This window comes from Streptomyces sp. NPDC104831 (genome assembly GCF_055583025.1).
The window spans coordinates 79,255-94,854 of sequence record NZ_JBVJOT010000004.1 but is presented as its reverse complement, the minus strand read 5'-3'; the positions used below and the strand labels follow the sequence as shown (position 1 = coordinate 94,854).

The window sequence follows — 15,600 nt, the reverse complement described above, 5'->3', positions numbered from 1 at the left end:
CCCGTCAGGCCGCCTCGGTCACGAGAAGTGGCGGTCGAGGGGTCCGGCCGGCTCGTACAGGCCGGCGCCGTCCTCGCATAGCTGGTGGACGGTGCACGCACCACATGAGCACAGGCCGGGAACCGGGCCGGTCTGGGTGGCGATCGACGGGTACCGGCTGTCGCCAGCCACCGCCCCGGAGGGCGCGCGGGTCCGGGATGACGAGTCCGGCACCGAGCGGGCGAAGGCGACATGTTCCACGCGGGAGACCGAAGGGCGTCGATCCGCGTCCCGCGGAACCGGCGATCGGCAACCGCCGCCCGACGGTGACCGCGAGCCGGCCGAGCGTCCGCAGGGCCGTCGGCCCGGCCGCGGTCCCAGCGCCCCGCGACGGGGCTGCCGCAACCGCGGCCCAGGGGGTGGTGGACAGGCATTCCGCAGGTCGGCCTGGGTACCCGTCGTGCGAACGACCCGATCGAACGAGGAGGCGGTCACCGTGACCGTGCCCGAGGAGAACCGCCCGAAGACGACCACGACGAACGAGGTCATCGAGGCGACCGACACCGGCGACGAGCAGCAGCAGCCCGGCGCGTCCGGCCGCTCGATGCGCGAGGCGATGGAAGAGGCGGGGATCACACCGGACGACTTCGAGGAGTAGCCGGGCGGACCCGTCCCGCCCTGACAGGCCCACGGTGACATGAAGAGGGCCGGTGCCTCGCGGCACCGGCCCTCTTGTTCGGCGGTGCCTCGCGCGGCACCGGCCCTCTTGTTCGGCGCAGGCCTCAGATGGCGCGGACGTTCGCGGCCTGCGGGCCCTTGGGGCCCTGGACGACCTCGAACTCGACCTGCTGGTTCTCCTCGAGGCTACGGAAGCCGTGGCCCTCGATCTCCGAGTAGTGGACGAACAGGTCCGGGCCGCCGGACTGGGCGATGAAGCCGAAGCCCTTCTCGGCGTTGAACCACTTCACGGTTCCCTGAGTCATTTGCTGCTCCTTGCAGGGGCGGGGTACGGAAGCCGCACCGTGCGGACTCCCGGGCCGGCCTGGACGCGACTTCTCCAGTTCCCTGAAGGAAGGCGGCGCCCGCGACATCGTTCTTCGCGAGCGTGCGGTGAAACACAGACACAAAAACTACGACCGCCCCGTACAACGAGCCGCCCGCCGGGTTCATTCCCGCCACCGGAAGATTCTCGTCACCGCTTCCCGGCGTTCCGCGCCCGCTTCACCCCGTTATGTGCGTAAGCGTCGATGGCGAGGGCACCCGGCAGGCCAGCGTCCTCAACCACAGCACGCACCGGTGGAGGCAGCATGATCAGCCATGAGCATCTGGTGGCAGACGTGGCGTCGCGGACCCACCTGGACGACACGGAGGCCGCCGACGCCGCCGTGCACCTCGTCCTCGCGGCCCTGAGCAGCCGCCTCGACCCACCGCGCAGGGAGCATCTGCGCAAGGCCGTACCGGCCCACGAACGCCCCGCGCTGCGGTACGGGGCCGACGTGGCGGACGACCGCGCCGTATCGCTCGACGATCTGCTGGCGGACGTGGCCCGGCCCGCCGGCGCCACCCCCGAGCAGGCACTCTTCCTGGCGCAGGCGGTCGTCTGCCGGATCGCGGCCGAGGACACGGACCTGGCGTCGGACCTGCGACGCGCCCTGCCGGACGAGTTCGGCACGCTGTTCGAGGAACCGGAGGAACCGGATCAGGCGCCCGGGCGCGGGGCCTCGTAGATCACCGGGCCGTAGGCCAGAGGGGTACTGCCGTCTCCCGGCGCCGTCGTAGCGTCATGCCATGACCGCAGCTGACGACACGACGTACCGCTACCGCACCGCCGTTCCCGAAGACGCTCCCGCCCTCGGAGCCCTGGACAGCTCCTTCACCACCGGCTCCGTCTTCCGGGTGACCGTGACGGAGGAGGGCTTCGGGGTGCGGGAGGTCCCGGTGGAGCCGCCGCTGACCAAGGTGTTCCCCGAGGACGAGCCGGCCGGTGCCGAGGCGGACGGCGAGGGGAGCGCGGACCACCGCACCTTCGTCGCAGAGGCGGCCTCCGGCGCGCCGGCCGGGTTCGTGGCCGTGTCGTACTCCGGCTGGAACCGCCGGCTGACCATCGAGGACATCGAGGTCGGCCCGGAGCACCGGGGCAAGGGGGTCGGCCGCGCGCTGATCGGCCTCGCGGTGGAGTTCGCCCGCGAGCGGGGGGCCGGGCACCTCTGGCTGGAGGTCAGCAACATCAACGCGCCGGCGATCCACGCCTACCGGCGGATGGGCTTCGCGTTCTGCGGGCTCGACACCACCCTGTACGACGGCACCCCCTCGGAAGGCGAGCAGGCGCTCTACATGAGCATGCCCTGCCCGTGAGCGGGCGGCCCCGCGTCGGTGCGCGCGGGATGCGGTGGCTGTGGCCCGTTCGCGCAGGAGGGGTCCCGGCCACCGCACGACCCGAGTCCCCGGGAGCGGCGCAGCCCCTGCTTGCCGGCCCCGACTGATCGCCCGCGAGGCCGAGTTGGCCACACGGAGCGGGCCTCGGCGAGGCCGGCGTCCCGGTGACGGTGCGCCCGCGCGAAGCCGCGGCGCAGTTAAGGGGGCGGGCGGGGCCGCCGAACACGGTGCCCCGGCGGCCGGGGACCGCCGTGCCCCGTCCGGCCGGTCAACGGGAGAGCGGGCTGTGCGACGTTGGCGGCCACGAGGCGTGGGCGGGCGGCTCGTCGGCGCCGACGCTCACCGGACCGGCGTCGGGCGCGTGCGGGCGGACCCCTCCCATCGCCCCGTCCCGGTACGGCCGTTCCCCGGCCGGTTCCCCGGTGCCTGCCCGGGACACCCCCGCGACCGGAGCGGACCGTGTCCGCGCGCACGGGGGGGCGTTCCGGACGAGTTGCGTACGGTCGTGGGCGGCAGGAGGGTGGAAGGAGGGCGACAAGGCAGGCTCGGACGCGCCGACTCACCGTACGGCCGGACGTGCGGTATCCGCCCGCCGAAGGTGTCTCGGGCGTGCGGCCGGGGCGGTCACCGGACCCACGGGGGCAGTCGGAGCGGAGACACCATGACGAACGAATCATTCGACCGCCGTGAGGGCGGCGACCAGTTCGATCTGTACGACCAGAGCGTCCTCAAGCGCGAGAACGCCTACACGGGAAAGTACCTCGTACTTCTCGATTGCCAGGAAGAGGAGCGCGGCATGGAGGCGCTGCGTTCCCAGGCCGGCATCGCGGCCGCGGAACAGGTGCGCGGTGCCGAGGCGGAGAACGCCGTGCGCGTCCTCGAAGAGCCGGACGTGTCCGCGCTCTTCCCGGAGCTGGGCGTCGCCGTCGTCGACGTGGCCCCCGACCAGCGCGAGGCCCTGATGACGACCGCCCAGGAGGAAGCGTCGATCATCGCCGCGGAGCCCGAGCGCCTGGTCTACATCTCGACGATCACGGACCGCTCGCGGGAAGTGAAGGGGTACTACCCCACGTACCGCAGCGACGAGGACGTCCTGGAGCGGCACACCACGGCGGCGATGGCCGTCTCGCTGGGCCCGGCCTGGGACGAGACCGATCACACCTGGGGCCTGCAGGCCGTGCGGGCCAACCATTCCCATCTGACCGGGCAGGGTGTCCAGGTCGCGGTGCTCGACACCGGGGTGGACACCGGCCACCCGGATCTCTCCCCGCGCATCGCCGGAACGGCGTCCTTCGTACCAGGGCAGTCCGTGCAGGACGGCAACGGTCACGGCACCCACTGCATCGGCACGGCCGCGGGTCCGGCGGAGCCCCACATGCGGCCGCGCTACGGCGTCGCCCCCGAGGCGCACATCCTGGCGGGCAAGGTGCTCAGCAACCAGGGCAGCGGGAGCGACGGGCAGATCCTCGCGGGGATCGCCTGGGCGCTGTCCCAGGGCGCGAAGGTGATCTCCATGTCGCTCGGCGCTCCGGTCAGTCCCGGGCAGTTGTTCTCGCCGGTCTTCGAGAAACTCGCCAAGCGCGTCGTCGACGCGGGCACGCTGATCGTCGCGGCGGCGGGCAACGACGGTGGGCCGGTCAACCATCCGGCCAACTGCCCCTCGATCCTGGCTGTCGCCGCCCTGGGCAAGGCACTCGACGTGGCGCCGTTCTCCTGCCGGGGCCAGAGTCTCATCGGTGCCGAGATCAACATCGCCGCGCCCGGGGTGGAGGTGCGCTCCGCCTGGCCGATGCCGCAGGTCTACAAGACGATCAGCGGCACCAGCATGGCCACCCCGCACGTCGCGGGTATCGTCGCGCTGCTGGCCGAGGGGGCGCCGGACGCCCCGGCGTCCGAGCTGAGGAAGCGCCTGCTCGCCGGCGCGTACCGGCTGGCGCAGCTCCCCACGAGCGTCGGCGCCGGACTGGGGCAGACTCCGTGACCGCATCCCCGCGGGTGGACGTCATCCTGTCCGTCGAGCCCGCGGGGTTCGCCGAGACGATGCGTGCGGCGCGCGCCGCCGGACTCACCGTGACAAGTGAGCAGCCGCTCATCGGCACGGCTGCCGGCACCATCGCCGAGGACCGGATCCCGCTGCTGCGGGCGGTGGAGGGCGTGGAGGCCGTCGAACGGGCCCGCACGATCCGTCTGCCACCGCCCGGGTCACCGGACCGGTGAGGCCGGCCCCGTGAGGACGGGGGTGATCGCCTTCGCCTGAGGGTGGGGTCGCCTGAGGGCGGGGGCGATCGCCGTCACCGACGGTCAGGGCCAGACACAGGTCCGGTCAGGGCCAGACACCGGAGAAGTCGATGCTCCGAGCCCACTCCGGGTGGTCTATGAGGGGGTTGCGGTTCCCCTGTATCGCGGCGATGGCGGCGTTGCGGTGCAACTCGTACTCGGACACGGGCTCGTTCTCGTGCCACTCCAGCAGGATGGGCAGCCGTGCCTCGGGGAACTCCGCCGGCCTGTCCCCGACTCGGCCGGGGTAGCGCACCAGGAAGTACAGGGTGGCTCTGGCGACGGCTCCCTTGCTGTGCTCCGGCTCGAACCCCGACTTCTCGCGCATGCCGCAGTCCGCCCGTACGGCCTCCTCGAAGCCGGGGAAGTCCATGTAGGGGTAGTTGCCGCGGAAGCTGTTGCACGCAGGTTCGCACGCGAACAGATGGTGCAGATCACCCCGCATGGGCTCCCGTTTGGCGAACCAGGACTGCGGGACGACGTGCTCGCAGTTGTAGGGCAGCGACGCCTCCAGGGCGTCCAGCTCGGCGACGAGTTCGTCCGCGCTCGCCGTGCTCTCACGCAGCAGGAACTCCTGCATGCCCTGGAGCCGGGCCGCCTCGGCGGCGGCGTCGGCGCGGATGAGTTCCTCCGCGGTGAAGGTCTTGCCCGAGTACACGCTGCGCAGCAGGCGGTCGGGGTGGAGGTCGACCCATGGGTAGAGCATTCGCGCGGGTTTGTAGGAGGGGCGGGGCGCGTGGGTCTCCTCCAGCAGTGCGGTCAGCGCCTGCCGCAGTGCCTCGCCGTCCGAGTCGGCGTCGATGCGCGCGTAGTAGGTGTCTCGTGCGGCGCGGTCGTCGTCGCGGAGGTAGTAGGCGCGGGTCTCCCCGAGCCGGAGGTTGAGCAGGGCCGCGTCCAGGTCCCGCGCGGCGGCGCCGGCAGCGGCCACCGGAGCCGGAGGCGGACCGGAGAGCCGGTCGGGGCCGCGCCGGTCGGGGCCGCGCCGGTCGGGGCCGGGTTGGTCGGGCGTCCGCGCGCCGACGCCGACGGTGATCCGGAGCGGCACGGTGAGGCCGACGGCGGTTTTGGAGGCGAGCGCTGCGGAACCGTCCGGCACGGTCACGTCCAGCCCGAACCCGTCCGGCCCGAACCCGTCCGGCCCGAATCCGTCCGGTCCCGGCCTCGCCGTTGTCGGCGGTGCCCCCTCGCCGTGCGGCGGCGGGCCCGGCGGCCGGAACAGTTCGTCGCGCAGCCGGGCCGCGTTCCCAGTCAGCGTGAGCCGGCTCAGTGCTTGCAGCACGCGGCTGACGCGCACCCCCTCGTTGGCCTTCCACGCCAGCCGGTGCTCGCCCATCCCCGGCCGCCAGCGCGTTCCGTCGGTGGCCAGGGGGCGGCCGTCGGGTCCCGTCTCCGGCACGGCCGAGTGGTGCAGGGCGACGACCTCCCACTGATCGTTGAAGACGGGGGACCCGGAGGAACCCGGCGCGGTGTCGGTCACGTAGTGGACGAACAGATCCAGCAGATCGACGATCTGGTTCTCGCGCAGGGCGAGTTGCTTGGGCTCGCCGTTGGGGTGCTGGATGATGTTGACGAATTCCCCGATGATGGCCTTTCCCTGCGCCCCGTCCAGGGGCAGCCAGCCGAAGTCGGCGAGGTGCGCGCCCTCCTGGTTGCGCTCGGCCACCGCGACGACGGTGAAATCGAGATCGCGGTCGGTGGCGAAGAAAGCGTGGGGCTCAAGGCTGAACGTCACCGGGATCAGCGGACGCCCGTCCCTTCCCGCCTGGTAATTGAACGCGACAACTGCTTGACCTGCTTCCTCCAGGCTCCGCAATACGTGGTTGTTGGTGAGGAGGAGGGAAGGGGACACCATGAAGCCGGTGCCGTGGTGTCCGCCCTCCGGAGTGCGGACGGAGACCCGCCCGATCGACCGCGCGGCCAGGTACCCGCCCTCCAGGAACGCCACCCCGGTAAGGTTGTTGCGTCCCATGAGGCGTTCCAGGCCGAGGACATCCGCGCCGAACACCTCCGGTGACAGCGGCAGCGTACTGCCGGCCGTCGTGACGGGTTCCGTCGGTATCTGTTCGATCGCCTTGGCGAGCGACCAGTCGGCGTTCAGGCGTGCCAGCCGCTTCTTGACCCGAGCGGGATCATCGGCGTACAGCACGCCCCGGCTCTCGATGGTCCGGAGCGTTTCGTCTCGCTGCGAGGTCCGGCTGCCGAAGCGTTTCGCGGCCTTTTCCAACTGCCCCAGGTAATCCGTTTCCGCTTGAGGAACGTGTTCTACGGTGATCATCGAACGTCTCCCTCGCTCCGCTCCCCTACTCCATTGTGTCCACCGGTCATCGGTGATTTCTTGTCGTGCGGATGCTCACCGATTCAAAAGTCACCTGGTCAACCAGCTGTGTTCCGGCGCCCGGTCCCCTTCCCGTGCCTAGAAGAAGCCCAGCTTCTTCGGCGAGTACGACACGAGGAGGTTCTTGGTCTGCTGGTAGTGCTCCAGCATCATCTTGTGCGTCTCGCGGCCGATGCCGGACTGCTTGTAGCCGCCGAACGCCGCGTGGGCGGGGTAGGCGTGGTAGCAGTTGGTCCACACGCGGCCCGCCTGGATGGTGCGGCCCGCGCGGTAGGCGGTGTTCATGTCCCGGGTCCACACGCCCGCGCCCAGGCCGTACAGCGTGTCGTTGGCGATCTTCATGGCGTCGTCGAGGTCGGCGAAGGAGGTCACCGAGACGACCGGGCCGAAGATCTCCTCCTGGAAGATCCGCATGCGGTTGTCGCCCTCGAAGATGGTCGGCTGGACGTAGTACCCGCCCTTCAACTCGCCCTCGTGCTCGACCCGTTCCCCACCCGTGAGGATCTTCGCGCCCTCCTGGCGGCCGATGTCCAGGTAGGAGAGGATCTTTTCCAGCTGGTCGTTGGAGGCCTGGGCACCGATCATCGTGTCGGTGTCCAGGGGGTGGCCCGGCGTGATCCGCCGGGTGCGTTCGACGGCCGCCTCCAGGAACTCCGTGTAGTGGCCGCGCTGGATCAGCGCGCGGGACGGGCATGTGCAGACCTCGCCCTGGTTGAGCGCGAACATCGTGAAGCCTTCCAGCGCCTTGTCGCGGAAGTCGTCGTCGTGCGCCCACACGTCGTCGAAGAAGATGTTCGGCGACTTCCCGCCCAGCTCCAGGGTGACCGGCTTGATGTTCTCCGAGGCGTACTGCATGATCAGCCGCCCGGTCGTGGTCTCCCCGGTGAAGGCGATCTTCGCGACCCGAGGGCTCGACGCGAGTGGTTTGCCCGCCTCCACGCCGAAGCCGTTGACGATGTTCAGCACACCCGGCGGCAGCAGGTCCGCGACCAGGCTCAGCCAGTAGTGGATGGAGGCCGGGGTCTGCTCGGCCGGCTTGAGGACGACCGCGTTGCCCGCGGCCAGCGCCGGCGCGAGCTTCCATGTCGCCATCAGGATGGGGAAGTTCCACGGGATGATCTGCGCGACGACACCCAGCGGTTCGTGGAAGTGGTACGCCACCGTGTCGTCGTCGATCTCGCCCAGCGAACCCTCCTGCGCCCGGATCGCCCCCGCGAAGTAACGGAAGTGATCGATGGCCAGAGGGATGTCGGCCGCCAGCGTCTCCCGCACCGGCTTGCCGTTCTCCCAGCTCTCGGCCACCGCCAGCGGCTCCAGGTGCGCCTCCATCCGTTCAGCGATCTTCAGCAGGATCCCGGAGCGCTCCGCCACCGATGTACGGGCCCATCCCGGCGCCGCCGCGTGGGCGGCGTCCAGCGCCCGCTCGACGTCCTCCGCGGTACCGCGCGCGATCTCCGTGAAGGGCTGTCCGTTGACCGGTGACGGATTCTCGAAGTACTGCCCCCGGGCCGGCGGTACATAGGCGCCACCGATGAAGTGGTCGTACCGCGCCTGGTAGGAGACGATCGCGCCCTCGGTGCCCGGCGCCGCGTATCGAGTCATCCTGGTCTGCCTCCCGGTGCAGCGCTGCCCGCCGTCGGGCAGCTCTCGGCCCGAGGCTAGGCAAGCGGACGTTGCAAGTACGTTGCGCTGCCGGTCCGGGCCGGTGCCCGGCCGGCCGGCGCCGCCAGCTCCGCTTCCAGCGCCGCGAGCCGGGCCCGCACGGACGCCGTGGGGCGCACCGCGGCGAGGGCCCGCCACACCTCCAGATCGTCCTCACCCCACGGCGCGTGCGCCCAGTCCGCGAGCAGGTCCGGATCGCGGTGCGCGATCAGGGCCGTACGCAGTCCCCCGGCGAGCCGCTCCCTCAGCCGCACGATAGCCGGGGCCTGTGAGGCCGGCAGCAGGGGGCCGGCGTACCCCGCCACCGCCGAGGTGAGCGCGCCCGTCTCCAGCCGCCGCTCCACGACGGTGGCGTCCGACTCGACCACGGCCGTCAGCCGGTACGGCCGTGAGGCGAGCAGCCCCGGGCCCAGCAGCCTGCGCAGCCGGGCCAGTTCGGCCCGCAGCGTCACCGGTGTCACCGACTCGTCCGCGTACAGCGCGCACAGCAGTTCGTCCCCGCTCAGTCCCTCGGGGTGCCGGGACAGCAGCACCAGGATCTCGCTGTGCCGGCGGCTGAGCCTGATCCGCCGTCCGCCCAGGGTGAGTCCGGCCTCGTCCCGGCCGAGGGCGTCGAGCAGCGGCACCTCCGCGGGCCCGGGCGGGGCGAGCAGGGCGAGCTGGGCCTCGGCGGCGCGCGCCACGGCCCGTACGAAGCCGAGGCTGTGCGGGTGGGCGAGCCCGTCCCCGCCCGTGATGTCCACGGCCCCCAGGATCCGCCCGGTGCGCGGATCGTGCACGGGGGCGGCGGCACAGGTCCACGGCTGCACCCGCCGTATGAAGTGCTCCGTGGCGAAGACCTGCACGGGGCGGTTCACGGCGACCGCGGTGCCCGGCGCGTTGGTGCCCACCGCTCCCTCCGACCAGCGGGCCCCGGGCACGAAGTTCATCAGGTCCGCGCGGCGCCGGGTCGCCGCGTGTCCCTCCACCCACAGCAGCCTGCCCTGCGCGTCGCACACCGCCAGCAGATGCTCGCCATCGGCGGCGAACGTGCCCATCAGCTCCCGGAACAGGGGCATCACCCGGGCCAGCGGGTGCTCCGCGCGGTAGGCGCCCAGATCACCACCGGTCAGCTCCACGCTGGCGGTGCCGTCCGGGCCCACACCGGCCCGCGCGCTGCGCCGCCACGACTCCGCCACCACCGACCGCACCGGGCGCGGCACCGTGCCCACCGAGGTGAACGTCTCGTGCGCCCGGCGCAGTTCCCGGACGCGTTCGGCGGGGTCGGCCCCCGGCTCCAGGGCAACCCACGGATCGGTCAACTCGGCCTCCCCGGGCAGTGGTACGGCGACGATGCGGGTGGTACGGCAAGGCTGCCGTGGTCCGGTCGGGTCAGGAGAAGTTGACCATTCTGATGTAGCGCACCCAGTCCCAGGCCGGTCCCGGGTCGGTGTGGTCGGTGCCGGGCACCTGATAGTGGCCGATGATGTGCTCCCTGTCCCGGGGGATGCCGTACTTGGCGCAGATCGCCGCCGTCAGCTTCGCCGACTGGGCGTAGAGCGCGTGGGTGAAGTACTCGGGCCGGTCCACCCAGCCCTCGTGCTCGATGCCGATCGAGCGGGTGTTGTAGCCCCAGTTGCCCGCGTGCCAGGCGATGTCGGCCTCGTGGACGCACTGGGCGACGTGCCCGTCCGACGAGCGGACCACATAGTGGGCGGACACCTTCTTCTGCGGATCGGCGAAGATCGCGAGCGTGTCGGTGTACGTCTCCTGTGTGACGTGGATGATCACACGGTCGACGGCGTACGCACTGGGGCGGTCGGACACCGTGTAGTTGGCGGTGCTCGCCGGCCGCCATTCGGCGGGCGGGTAGTCGACGGACAGGGTCTGCGCACCGGCACGCGCGTCGGGGAGCAGGGCGTAGGGGACGGCGGCGAGTGCCGCGCCCTTCAGCAGCCGTCGTCGGCTGAGGCGGGGTTCGGCTCGGTCCAGGTCCATGGCGGTGTGCCTTTCGGAGAGGCCTTTCGGTATGCCGTGGGGGAGGAGTCCGCTCGGGACGGAAACCCTTGGGAAGGAGCCCGGTCAGGAGGCGGCCCTTCGAAAGGAGCCCGCTCGGGAGATGGTCCCTCGCGACGCGGCACTGCGGTAGGTGGCCGTTCGGGGAACGGGGGTTCGGTCATGCGTGACGGGCTCCGACGTCAGCGGCGCAGGGCCCGGGCGGTCTTCCGCAGCCGTGCGTGCACGCCGCGGTACGTCTGTCGTGTGGGCAGCCACTCCTTGCGGAGCCCGGCCACGCACGTGTAGTTCGTGTCGGACACGTTGGCCAGCGGGGATTCCACCGTCTGGGTCGCGAACTGGTACGCGTCCAGCTCGCTGAAGCCGTAGTCGGCCACCAGCCACCGCACCAGATCGAGCTGCGATATCCGGAACGCGTCCTCCAGCGGACGGGCCGAACCGGTCGAGATGATGTGGGTGTCCGACTCCAGCCGGGGCCACGGCGTGGTGACGCCCTTGAGGAGGTCCACGATCACCACCGTGTTCATTCGCGCACTCCACGGCCACGCCGCAGGTCTCGCCCTCGCCCTGCCGGGCGTGCCCGTCGCCCAGGCTGAGCAGGGCGCCCTCGATGTCGACGCCCAGGTAGCAGGTGACACCGGCCCGCATCTCGGGTGTGTCCAAGTTGCCGCGGTGGGCGTCGGGCACCAGGGCCGAGCGGATCTCCAGGTTGGCGGGCGCCACGCCCACCGTGCCGTGCATCGGGTCCAGGGGCAGCTCCATCCGGAAGTCGCTGTCCCGTGCCCGGAACAGGGCGGTCCTGTGGACCCGGTCCAGCTCCCGGATCCAGACCCGTTCCGGCAGCGGCGGTTGCAGCGTGGCCGTGGTGGACGTGGAGGTGAGCGCGCCGAAGAGCGGGACCGTCGTGGACGCCGCCCAGGCGCGGGCCGGTTCGATCGAGACGAAGTGCACCGCCACCGTGTCACCGGGTTCGGCGCCCTCGATGTGGAAGGGTCCGGTCTGCGGATCGAGGTAGGGGAACTCGCACACCTCGGACACGAGGTCCTTCTCGGAGCGGACCCGGCCGGCGAAACAGTCCTCGGTGTACAGGTCGAGAACCGTGCCGGGGGCGATCCGTGCCAAGGGCGGCGCTCCGCCGAACGTCCAGGCGTACTGGTCCGGTTCCGGGCGCACGGTGAGGATCCGGGGGTCGGTCATCGTGGCATGGCTCCCTTCTGGGGACGATCACGGGTGTCGGGGGGATCGGACCGGCCGGGCACGCCGCCCGCCGGAGTGACGGGCATCGGCGGACCCCGGTCCCGTCCCGCCGGTCGGCAGGGGCGTCGTAGGCGCCGAGGTGCACCCGGGCGGTCTCGGCTGTCCCGTCGGGATGCCGTCGTATCGGCACGAGCAGCACCGGCACACCCACCGCGAGCCACCCGCCGACGACCGGACCGGCGCAGGACACCGGAGCCGTCACCCGGGCGGTCGGCACCGACAGCGGCACGCTGCCGCCCTCGAAGGGGGCACCGCACGGAATCGACGCGGCCACGGCAGCGGCCGGCGCCACCGCCGTGACGCTCTGGAACAGGACGTCGCGTGAGCCGTTGGCGTCACGCCGCAGCGCACCGGCCGTCTCCCCGTGCATGTGTGCCCCCGATGCGTCTGCCGGTTGCCGTTGGTCGTCCGAGCATGTCTCCGCTTCCGCCGGGCCGCCGCACGGAGATGACGACCCGTCGGCTGCGCTCGCGTGAATCACGGTACGGCGCGGGGTGGTTGGGAAGAAGGGTCCGCCACGGTTCGGTGGACAACCCGCCGCCTGTGGATAACTCGGCCACCCGATCGGGTGTCAGCCGCCCGGAAGCCGGAGCCGAATTGGCGGCTCGTCACAGCGGCATGGCGGCACGGCGGCGTGCCCTCCCGCGGACACCGAGAGGAAGAGGTCGCGCCCCCTCCTGCGGATACACCGGGGCACGGCCACGTGCCCCTTGCGGAGCCCGGGCAGCGGCCCGTGCGGTGGCATGAGCCGTGACTGCCGCAGCGTCAGGCCGCACGTCACGAACAGGTGCCTGTCGGACGCCGTGCCCTCCGGGCCGCGCGGCGCCCGGCAACCGCGGCCGGAGCCGGCTCGCGCCGGGCGTCAGGACCGTTCCGCCACCACCGCCGGGTCGTCCAGCACCGCACGGACGACCGAGTGCGCGGCGCCCAGCAGCGGGCCCTGCGGCCCCAGCGGCGACACCGTCACCGGGCAGGCCGGGCCCGCCGTACGGCCCGTCAGCTCCGTTTCCAGCGCCGGCAGCAGCCAGGGCGAGAGATCCGCCAGGGCCCCGCCCAGGACCACGGTCTCGGGATCGAGCAGGTTCACCGCTCCGGTCAGGGCGATGCCGAGGGCCGTACCGGCGTCCCGCAAGGCGGCCCGGACACTCTCGTCGCCGGCCCCGGCGCGCTCCGCCAGCAGCCCCACCAGGTCCTCCCGGGGCTCCAGCCCGGCCGCGCGCCGCACCGCTTCCTCACCCGCGTACTGCTCCAGGCACCCCCGGCTGCCGCACGGGCAGGCGGGCCCGTCGGGCCGTACGGGCACATGGCCCAGCTCGCCCGCGAACCCCCGCTTCCCGCGCAGCAGCCGGCCGTCCACGACGACCGCGGCACCGATACCGATCTCGGCCGACACGTGCAGGAAGTCACCGGGCGTCCCGGCACCGAGCCACAGCTCGGCCAGCGCGCCGAAATTGGCCTCGTTGTCCACGGACAGCGGCCAGTCGCCGGGCAGCAGGGCACCGAGGTCGGTGTCGTGCCAGTCGAGGTTCGGGGCGCGTACGACCGTCCGCCCGTCCCTGGCCACCAGTCCGGGCACGGCGACCGCGAGCCCGGCGGGCCAGAGTTCCGCCTGCTGGGCTTCCGCGACGACCCGGTGGACCAGCGCCGTCAGTTCCTCGATCACCGGCTCCGGTGCCCGCCCCCGGTTGCCGCCGCGCCGGACCGCCCGCGCCCGGACCTCGCCGCGCAGATCGACCGCGCACACCGCGAGGTGGTCGACACCGATCTCGGCCCCGATCCCGGCCGGGCCCCGGCCGCTCACCGCGAGCGCCGACCCGGGCCGGCCCACCCGGCCGGGCCGCTCGGGGCCCAGTTCCTCCAGGAGGCCCCACCGGATCAGCTCGTCCACCAGTGTCGACACCGCCGCCCGGGTCAGACGGATCCGCGAGGCGACCGCCGCCCGCGACAACGACCCTTCCGCGCTGACGGCGTGCATCACCCGGGCGAGGTTGCGCCGGCGCATGCCCTGCTGGGTGTCCGGCAGAGCGCGCCCCGTGCCCGGCGGGCGCGCCTCGTGCAGCGGTGCGGTCATGCCTGCGTCAATCCTCGGTGTCTGCCGCCTGGCTGTGGGCGGGGCGGCCTGGTCAGTCGGTCTCGGGCCGCCGCTCCAGCAGCGGGGCCGCGTCGGAGAGTACCCCGGTGATCCTGTCCAGCGTCGACCGGTCCCGTTCCACGGCCTCGAGCACCGGTCCGTCGGCCGTGTTCCAGCGGCGGGCCACCGCCGCGGGATCCTCGCCGGTCAGCAGTCCGGCCGCCTGCGCCGCCGCGCCCAGGGCGACCAGTTCCCTCGCCCGCGGGATCCGGACGGGCCGTCCGGAGAGCCGGCGCACGGTCTGCTGCCAGGCCGTGCCCCGGGCCCCGCCGCCGATCAGGAGCAGCGGGGTGTCGCGGTCGGCGTCCGCGTCGAGCACCAGGTCGAGGGCTCCGAGCAGCGCGTGCACCGCGCCGTCGTAGGCCGCTTGCAGCAATTGGCCCGCGGTGGTGTCGTGGCGCAGTCCGTGCAGCAGCCCGGAGGCGTGCGGCAGGTTGGGGGTGCGTTCGCCGTCCAGGTACGGCAGCAGGGTCGCCGAACCGCCGGGTTCGACCGCCTCGCGGTCCAGACCCAGCAGGGCCGCGACGCGGTCCACCGCGAGGGTGCAGTTCAGGGTGCAGGCCAGGGGCAGCCAGTCCCCGCGCGCGTCGGCGAAGCCCGCCACGGTGCCGGTCGGGTCGGCGGGGCGGCGCTCGGAGACGGTGTAGACGGTGCCGGAGGTGCCGAGGCTCAGCACCGGCGTGCCGGGCCGCAGGCCGAGGCCCAGGGCCGCTGCGGCGTTGTCACCGGTGCCGGGGGCCACCAGGGTGCCCTTGGAGAAGGGCAGGTCGTGGCTGTCGCGCACGGTGCCCACCGTTTCACCGGGGCGGGCCACCCGGGGCAGCAGCGCGGGGTCCAGGCCGATGTGCGCCAGGGTCTCCTCGTCGTACGCCTCGGTCCCGGACGCCCACCAGCCGGTGCCGGAGGCGTCGCCGCGGTCGGTCGTGCCCTGCCCGGTCAGGCGCTCGGTGAGGTAGTCGTGGGGGAGCCGGACGGCCCTGGTCGCGCGGACCGCCTCCGGCTCGTGCTCGGCGAGCCACGCCCATTTGGCGGCCGTGAAGGAGGCGCCGGGCACGCTGCCGGTGCGTTCGGCCCATGCCTTCGGGCCGCCCAGCTCCTCGACGAGGCGGCGGGCCTGCGGAGCGGAGCGGACGTCGTTCCACAGTAGCGCCGGACGCACCGGCTCGCCGTGCTCGTCCAGGGTGACCAGGCCGTGCTGCTGGCCGCCGACCGAGATCGCCGCCGCCTCGTGCGCCGCCTCACCGCATTGGGCGAGCGCCGCGCACAGCGCGTCCCACCACTGGCGCGGGTCGCTCTCCCGGCCGGCCCCGCCGGTCACCGTGTGCGGCGCCTGGCCGGCGGCCACGATCCGCCCGGTCGCCACATCGACGACCAGTGCCTTCGTGGACTGGGTGGACGTGTCCACTCCGACGACGAGCGGACCCTCGGCTGCTGACATCGGGCTCTCCCTCTTCCGCGGCTCCGCGGGTTGTGCGGTGGCTGACGAAGACATCTGGCTGGGGAAAGACATGTTGTCTCTTCCCAGCGGTGTGTGCGCATACTAATTTGTAAACGGCCATGACGAAATACTCGTACGCAGCAAGGAGCC

13 protein-coding genes and 1 pseudogene are annotated in these 15,600 nt (G+C 72.5%); 5 read left to right on the top strand and 9 right to left on the bottom strand.

What is annotated here, in order from left to right; translation table 11 throughout:
• Positions 1-18: 18 nt before the first annotated feature.
• Positions 19-240, bottom strand: coding sequence for a hypothetical protein (locus ACZ63H_RS04185; protein ID WP_469861967.1), 222 nt, complete (start codon positions 238-240; stop codon positions 19-21).
• 199 nt (positions 241-439) lie between these two features.
• Between ACZ63H_RS04185 and ACZ63H_RS04180 the strand changes: the two genes are divergently transcribed.
• Positions 440-637, top strand: a complete 198-nt coding sequence (locus ACZ63H_RS04180) for a hypothetical protein (RefSeq protein WP_469861965.1) — start codon at positions 440-442, stop codon at positions 635-637.
• Positions 638-761: 124 nt separating this feature from the next.
• Here the strand turns inward: ACZ63H_RS04180 and ACZ63H_RS04175 are convergent, their stop codons facing one another.
• On the bottom strand, positions 762-962 hold the full coding sequence (locus ACZ63H_RS04175; protein ID WP_469861963.1) for a cold-shock protein: 201 nt from the start codon (positions 960-962) through the stop codon (positions 762-764).
• 324 nt (positions 963-1,286) lie between these two features.
• Between ACZ63H_RS04175 and ACZ63H_RS04170 the strand changes: the two genes are divergently transcribed.
• The 4 genes from ACZ63H_RS04170 to ACZ63H_RS04155 all read left to right on the top strand — a co-directional run bounded on the left by ACZ63H_RS04170 (position 1,287) and on the right by ACZ63H_RS04155 (position 4,572).
• Positions 1,287-1,706: a DUF2267 domain-containing protein gene (locus ACZ63H_RS04170; RefSeq protein WP_469861961.1), complete on the top strand. Its 420-nt coding sequence runs from the start codon at positions 1,287-1,289 to the stop codon at positions 1,704-1,706.
• 61 nt (positions 1,707-1,767) lie between these two features.
• Entirely contained in the window at positions 1,768-2,334 is a 567-nt protein-coding gene (locus ACZ63H_RS04165) for a GNAT family N-acetyltransferase (protein ID WP_469861959.1), read from the top strand.
• A 682-nt stretch (positions 2,335-3,016) separates the two neighbouring features.
• Positions 3,017-4,336, top strand: a complete 1,320-nt coding sequence (locus ACZ63H_RS04160; protein ID WP_469861957.1) for a S8 family serine peptidase — start codon at positions 3,017-3,019, stop codon at positions 4,334-4,336.
• A complete protein-coding gene (locus ACZ63H_RS04155) occupies positions 4,333-4,572 on the top strand; it encodes a hypothetical protein (RefSeq protein WP_469861955.1) in 240 nt (79 codons plus the stop codon). The genes ACZ63H_RS04160 and ACZ63H_RS04155 overlap by 4 nt, the downstream gene beginning before the upstream one ends.
• Positions 4,573-4,678: 106 nt before the next feature.
• Here the strand turns inward: ACZ63H_RS04155 and ACZ63H_RS04150 are convergent, their stop codons facing one another.
• The 7 genes and pseudogenes from ACZ63H_RS04150 to xylB all read right to left on the bottom strand — a co-directional run bounded on the left by ACZ63H_RS04150 (position 4,679) and on the right by xylB (position 15,450).
• The gene (locus ACZ63H_RS04150; RefSeq protein WP_469861953.1) at positions 4,679-6,907 is read right to left on the bottom strand and encodes an endonuclease; all 2,229 of its coding nucleotides are present in this window, start codon (positions 6,905-6,907) and stop codon (positions 4,679-4,681) included.
• Between the two features lie 138 nt (positions 6,908-7,045).
• Positions 7,046-8,569, bottom strand: a complete 1,524-nt coding sequence (adh, locus tag ACZ63H_RS04145; RefSeq protein WP_469861951.1) for an aldehyde dehydrogenase — start codon at positions 8,567-8,569, stop codon at positions 7,046-7,048.
• Between the two features lie 56 nt (positions 8,570-8,625).
• A complete protein-coding gene (locus tag ACZ63H_RS04140) occupies positions 8,626-9,930 on the bottom strand; it encodes a GAF domain-containing protein (RefSeq protein WP_469861949.1) in 1,305 nt (434 codons plus the stop codon).
• A gap of 70 nt (positions 9,931-10,000) precedes the next feature.
• Positions 10,001-10,606: an N-acetylmuramoyl-L-alanine amidase gene (locus ACZ63H_RS04135; protein ID WP_469861947.1), complete on the bottom strand. Its 606-nt coding sequence runs from the start codon at positions 10,604-10,606 to the stop codon at positions 10,001-10,003.
• Positions 10,607-10,806: 200 nt separating this feature from the next.
• Positions 10,807-11,821 (bottom strand): annotated as a pseudogene (locus tag ACZ63H_RS04130) (acetamidase/formamidase family protein).
• 922 nt (positions 11,822-12,743) lie between these two features.
• Positions 12,744-13,952: an ROK family protein gene (locus tag ACZ63H_RS04125; RefSeq protein ID WP_469861945.1), complete on the bottom strand. Its 1,209-nt coding sequence runs from the start codon at positions 13,950-13,952 to the stop codon at positions 12,744-12,746.
• Between the two features lie 52 nt (positions 13,953-14,004).
• Positions 14,005-15,450: a xylulokinase gene (xylB, locus tag ACZ63H_RS04120; RefSeq protein ID WP_469861943.1), complete on the bottom strand. Its 1,446-nt coding sequence runs from the start codon at positions 15,448-15,450 to the stop codon at positions 14,005-14,007.
• Between the last annotated feature and the right edge of the window lie 150 nt (positions 15,451-15,600).

What these genes read in the sequence shown, in the direction of transcription:
- ACZ63H_RS04175 (WP_469861963.1), bottom strand. Translation starts at nt 962, where the DNA reads ATGACTCAGGGAACCGTGAAGTGGTTCAACGCCGAGAAGGGCTTCGGC.
- ACZ63H_RS04170 (WP_469861961.1), top strand. Translation starts at nt 1,287, where the DNA reads ATGATCAGCCATGAGCATCTGGTGGCAGACGTGGCGTCGCGGACCCAC.
- ACZ63H_RS04165 (WP_469861959.1), top strand. Translation starts at nt 1,768, where the DNA reads ATGACCGCAGCTGACGACACGACGTACCGCTACCGCACCGCCGTTCCC.
- ACZ63H_RS04160 (WP_469861957.1), top strand. Translation starts at nt 3,017, where the DNA reads ATGACGAACGAATCATTCGACCGCCGTGAGGGCGGCGACCAGTTCGAT.
- ACZ63H_RS04150 (WP_469861953.1), bottom strand. Translation starts at nt 6,907, where the DNA reads ATGATCACCGTAGAACACGTTCCTCAAGCGGAAACGGATTACCTGGGG.
- adh (WP_469861951.1), bottom strand. Translation starts at nt 8,569, where the DNA reads ATGACTCGATACGCGGCGCCGGGCACCGAGGGCGCGATCGTCTCCTAC.
- ACZ63H_RS04135 (WP_469861947.1), bottom strand. Translation starts at nt 10,606, where the DNA reads ATGGACCTGGACCGAGCCGAACCCCGCCTCAGCCGACGACGGCTGCTG.
- ACZ63H_RS04125 (WP_469861945.1), bottom strand. Translation starts at nt 13,952, where the DNA reads ATGACCGCACCGCTGCACGAGGCGCGCCCGCCGGGCACGGGGCGCGCT.
- xylB (WP_469861943.1), bottom strand. Translation starts at nt 15,450, where the DNA reads ATGTCAGCAGCCGAGGGTCCGCTCGTCGTCGGAGTGGACACGTCCACC.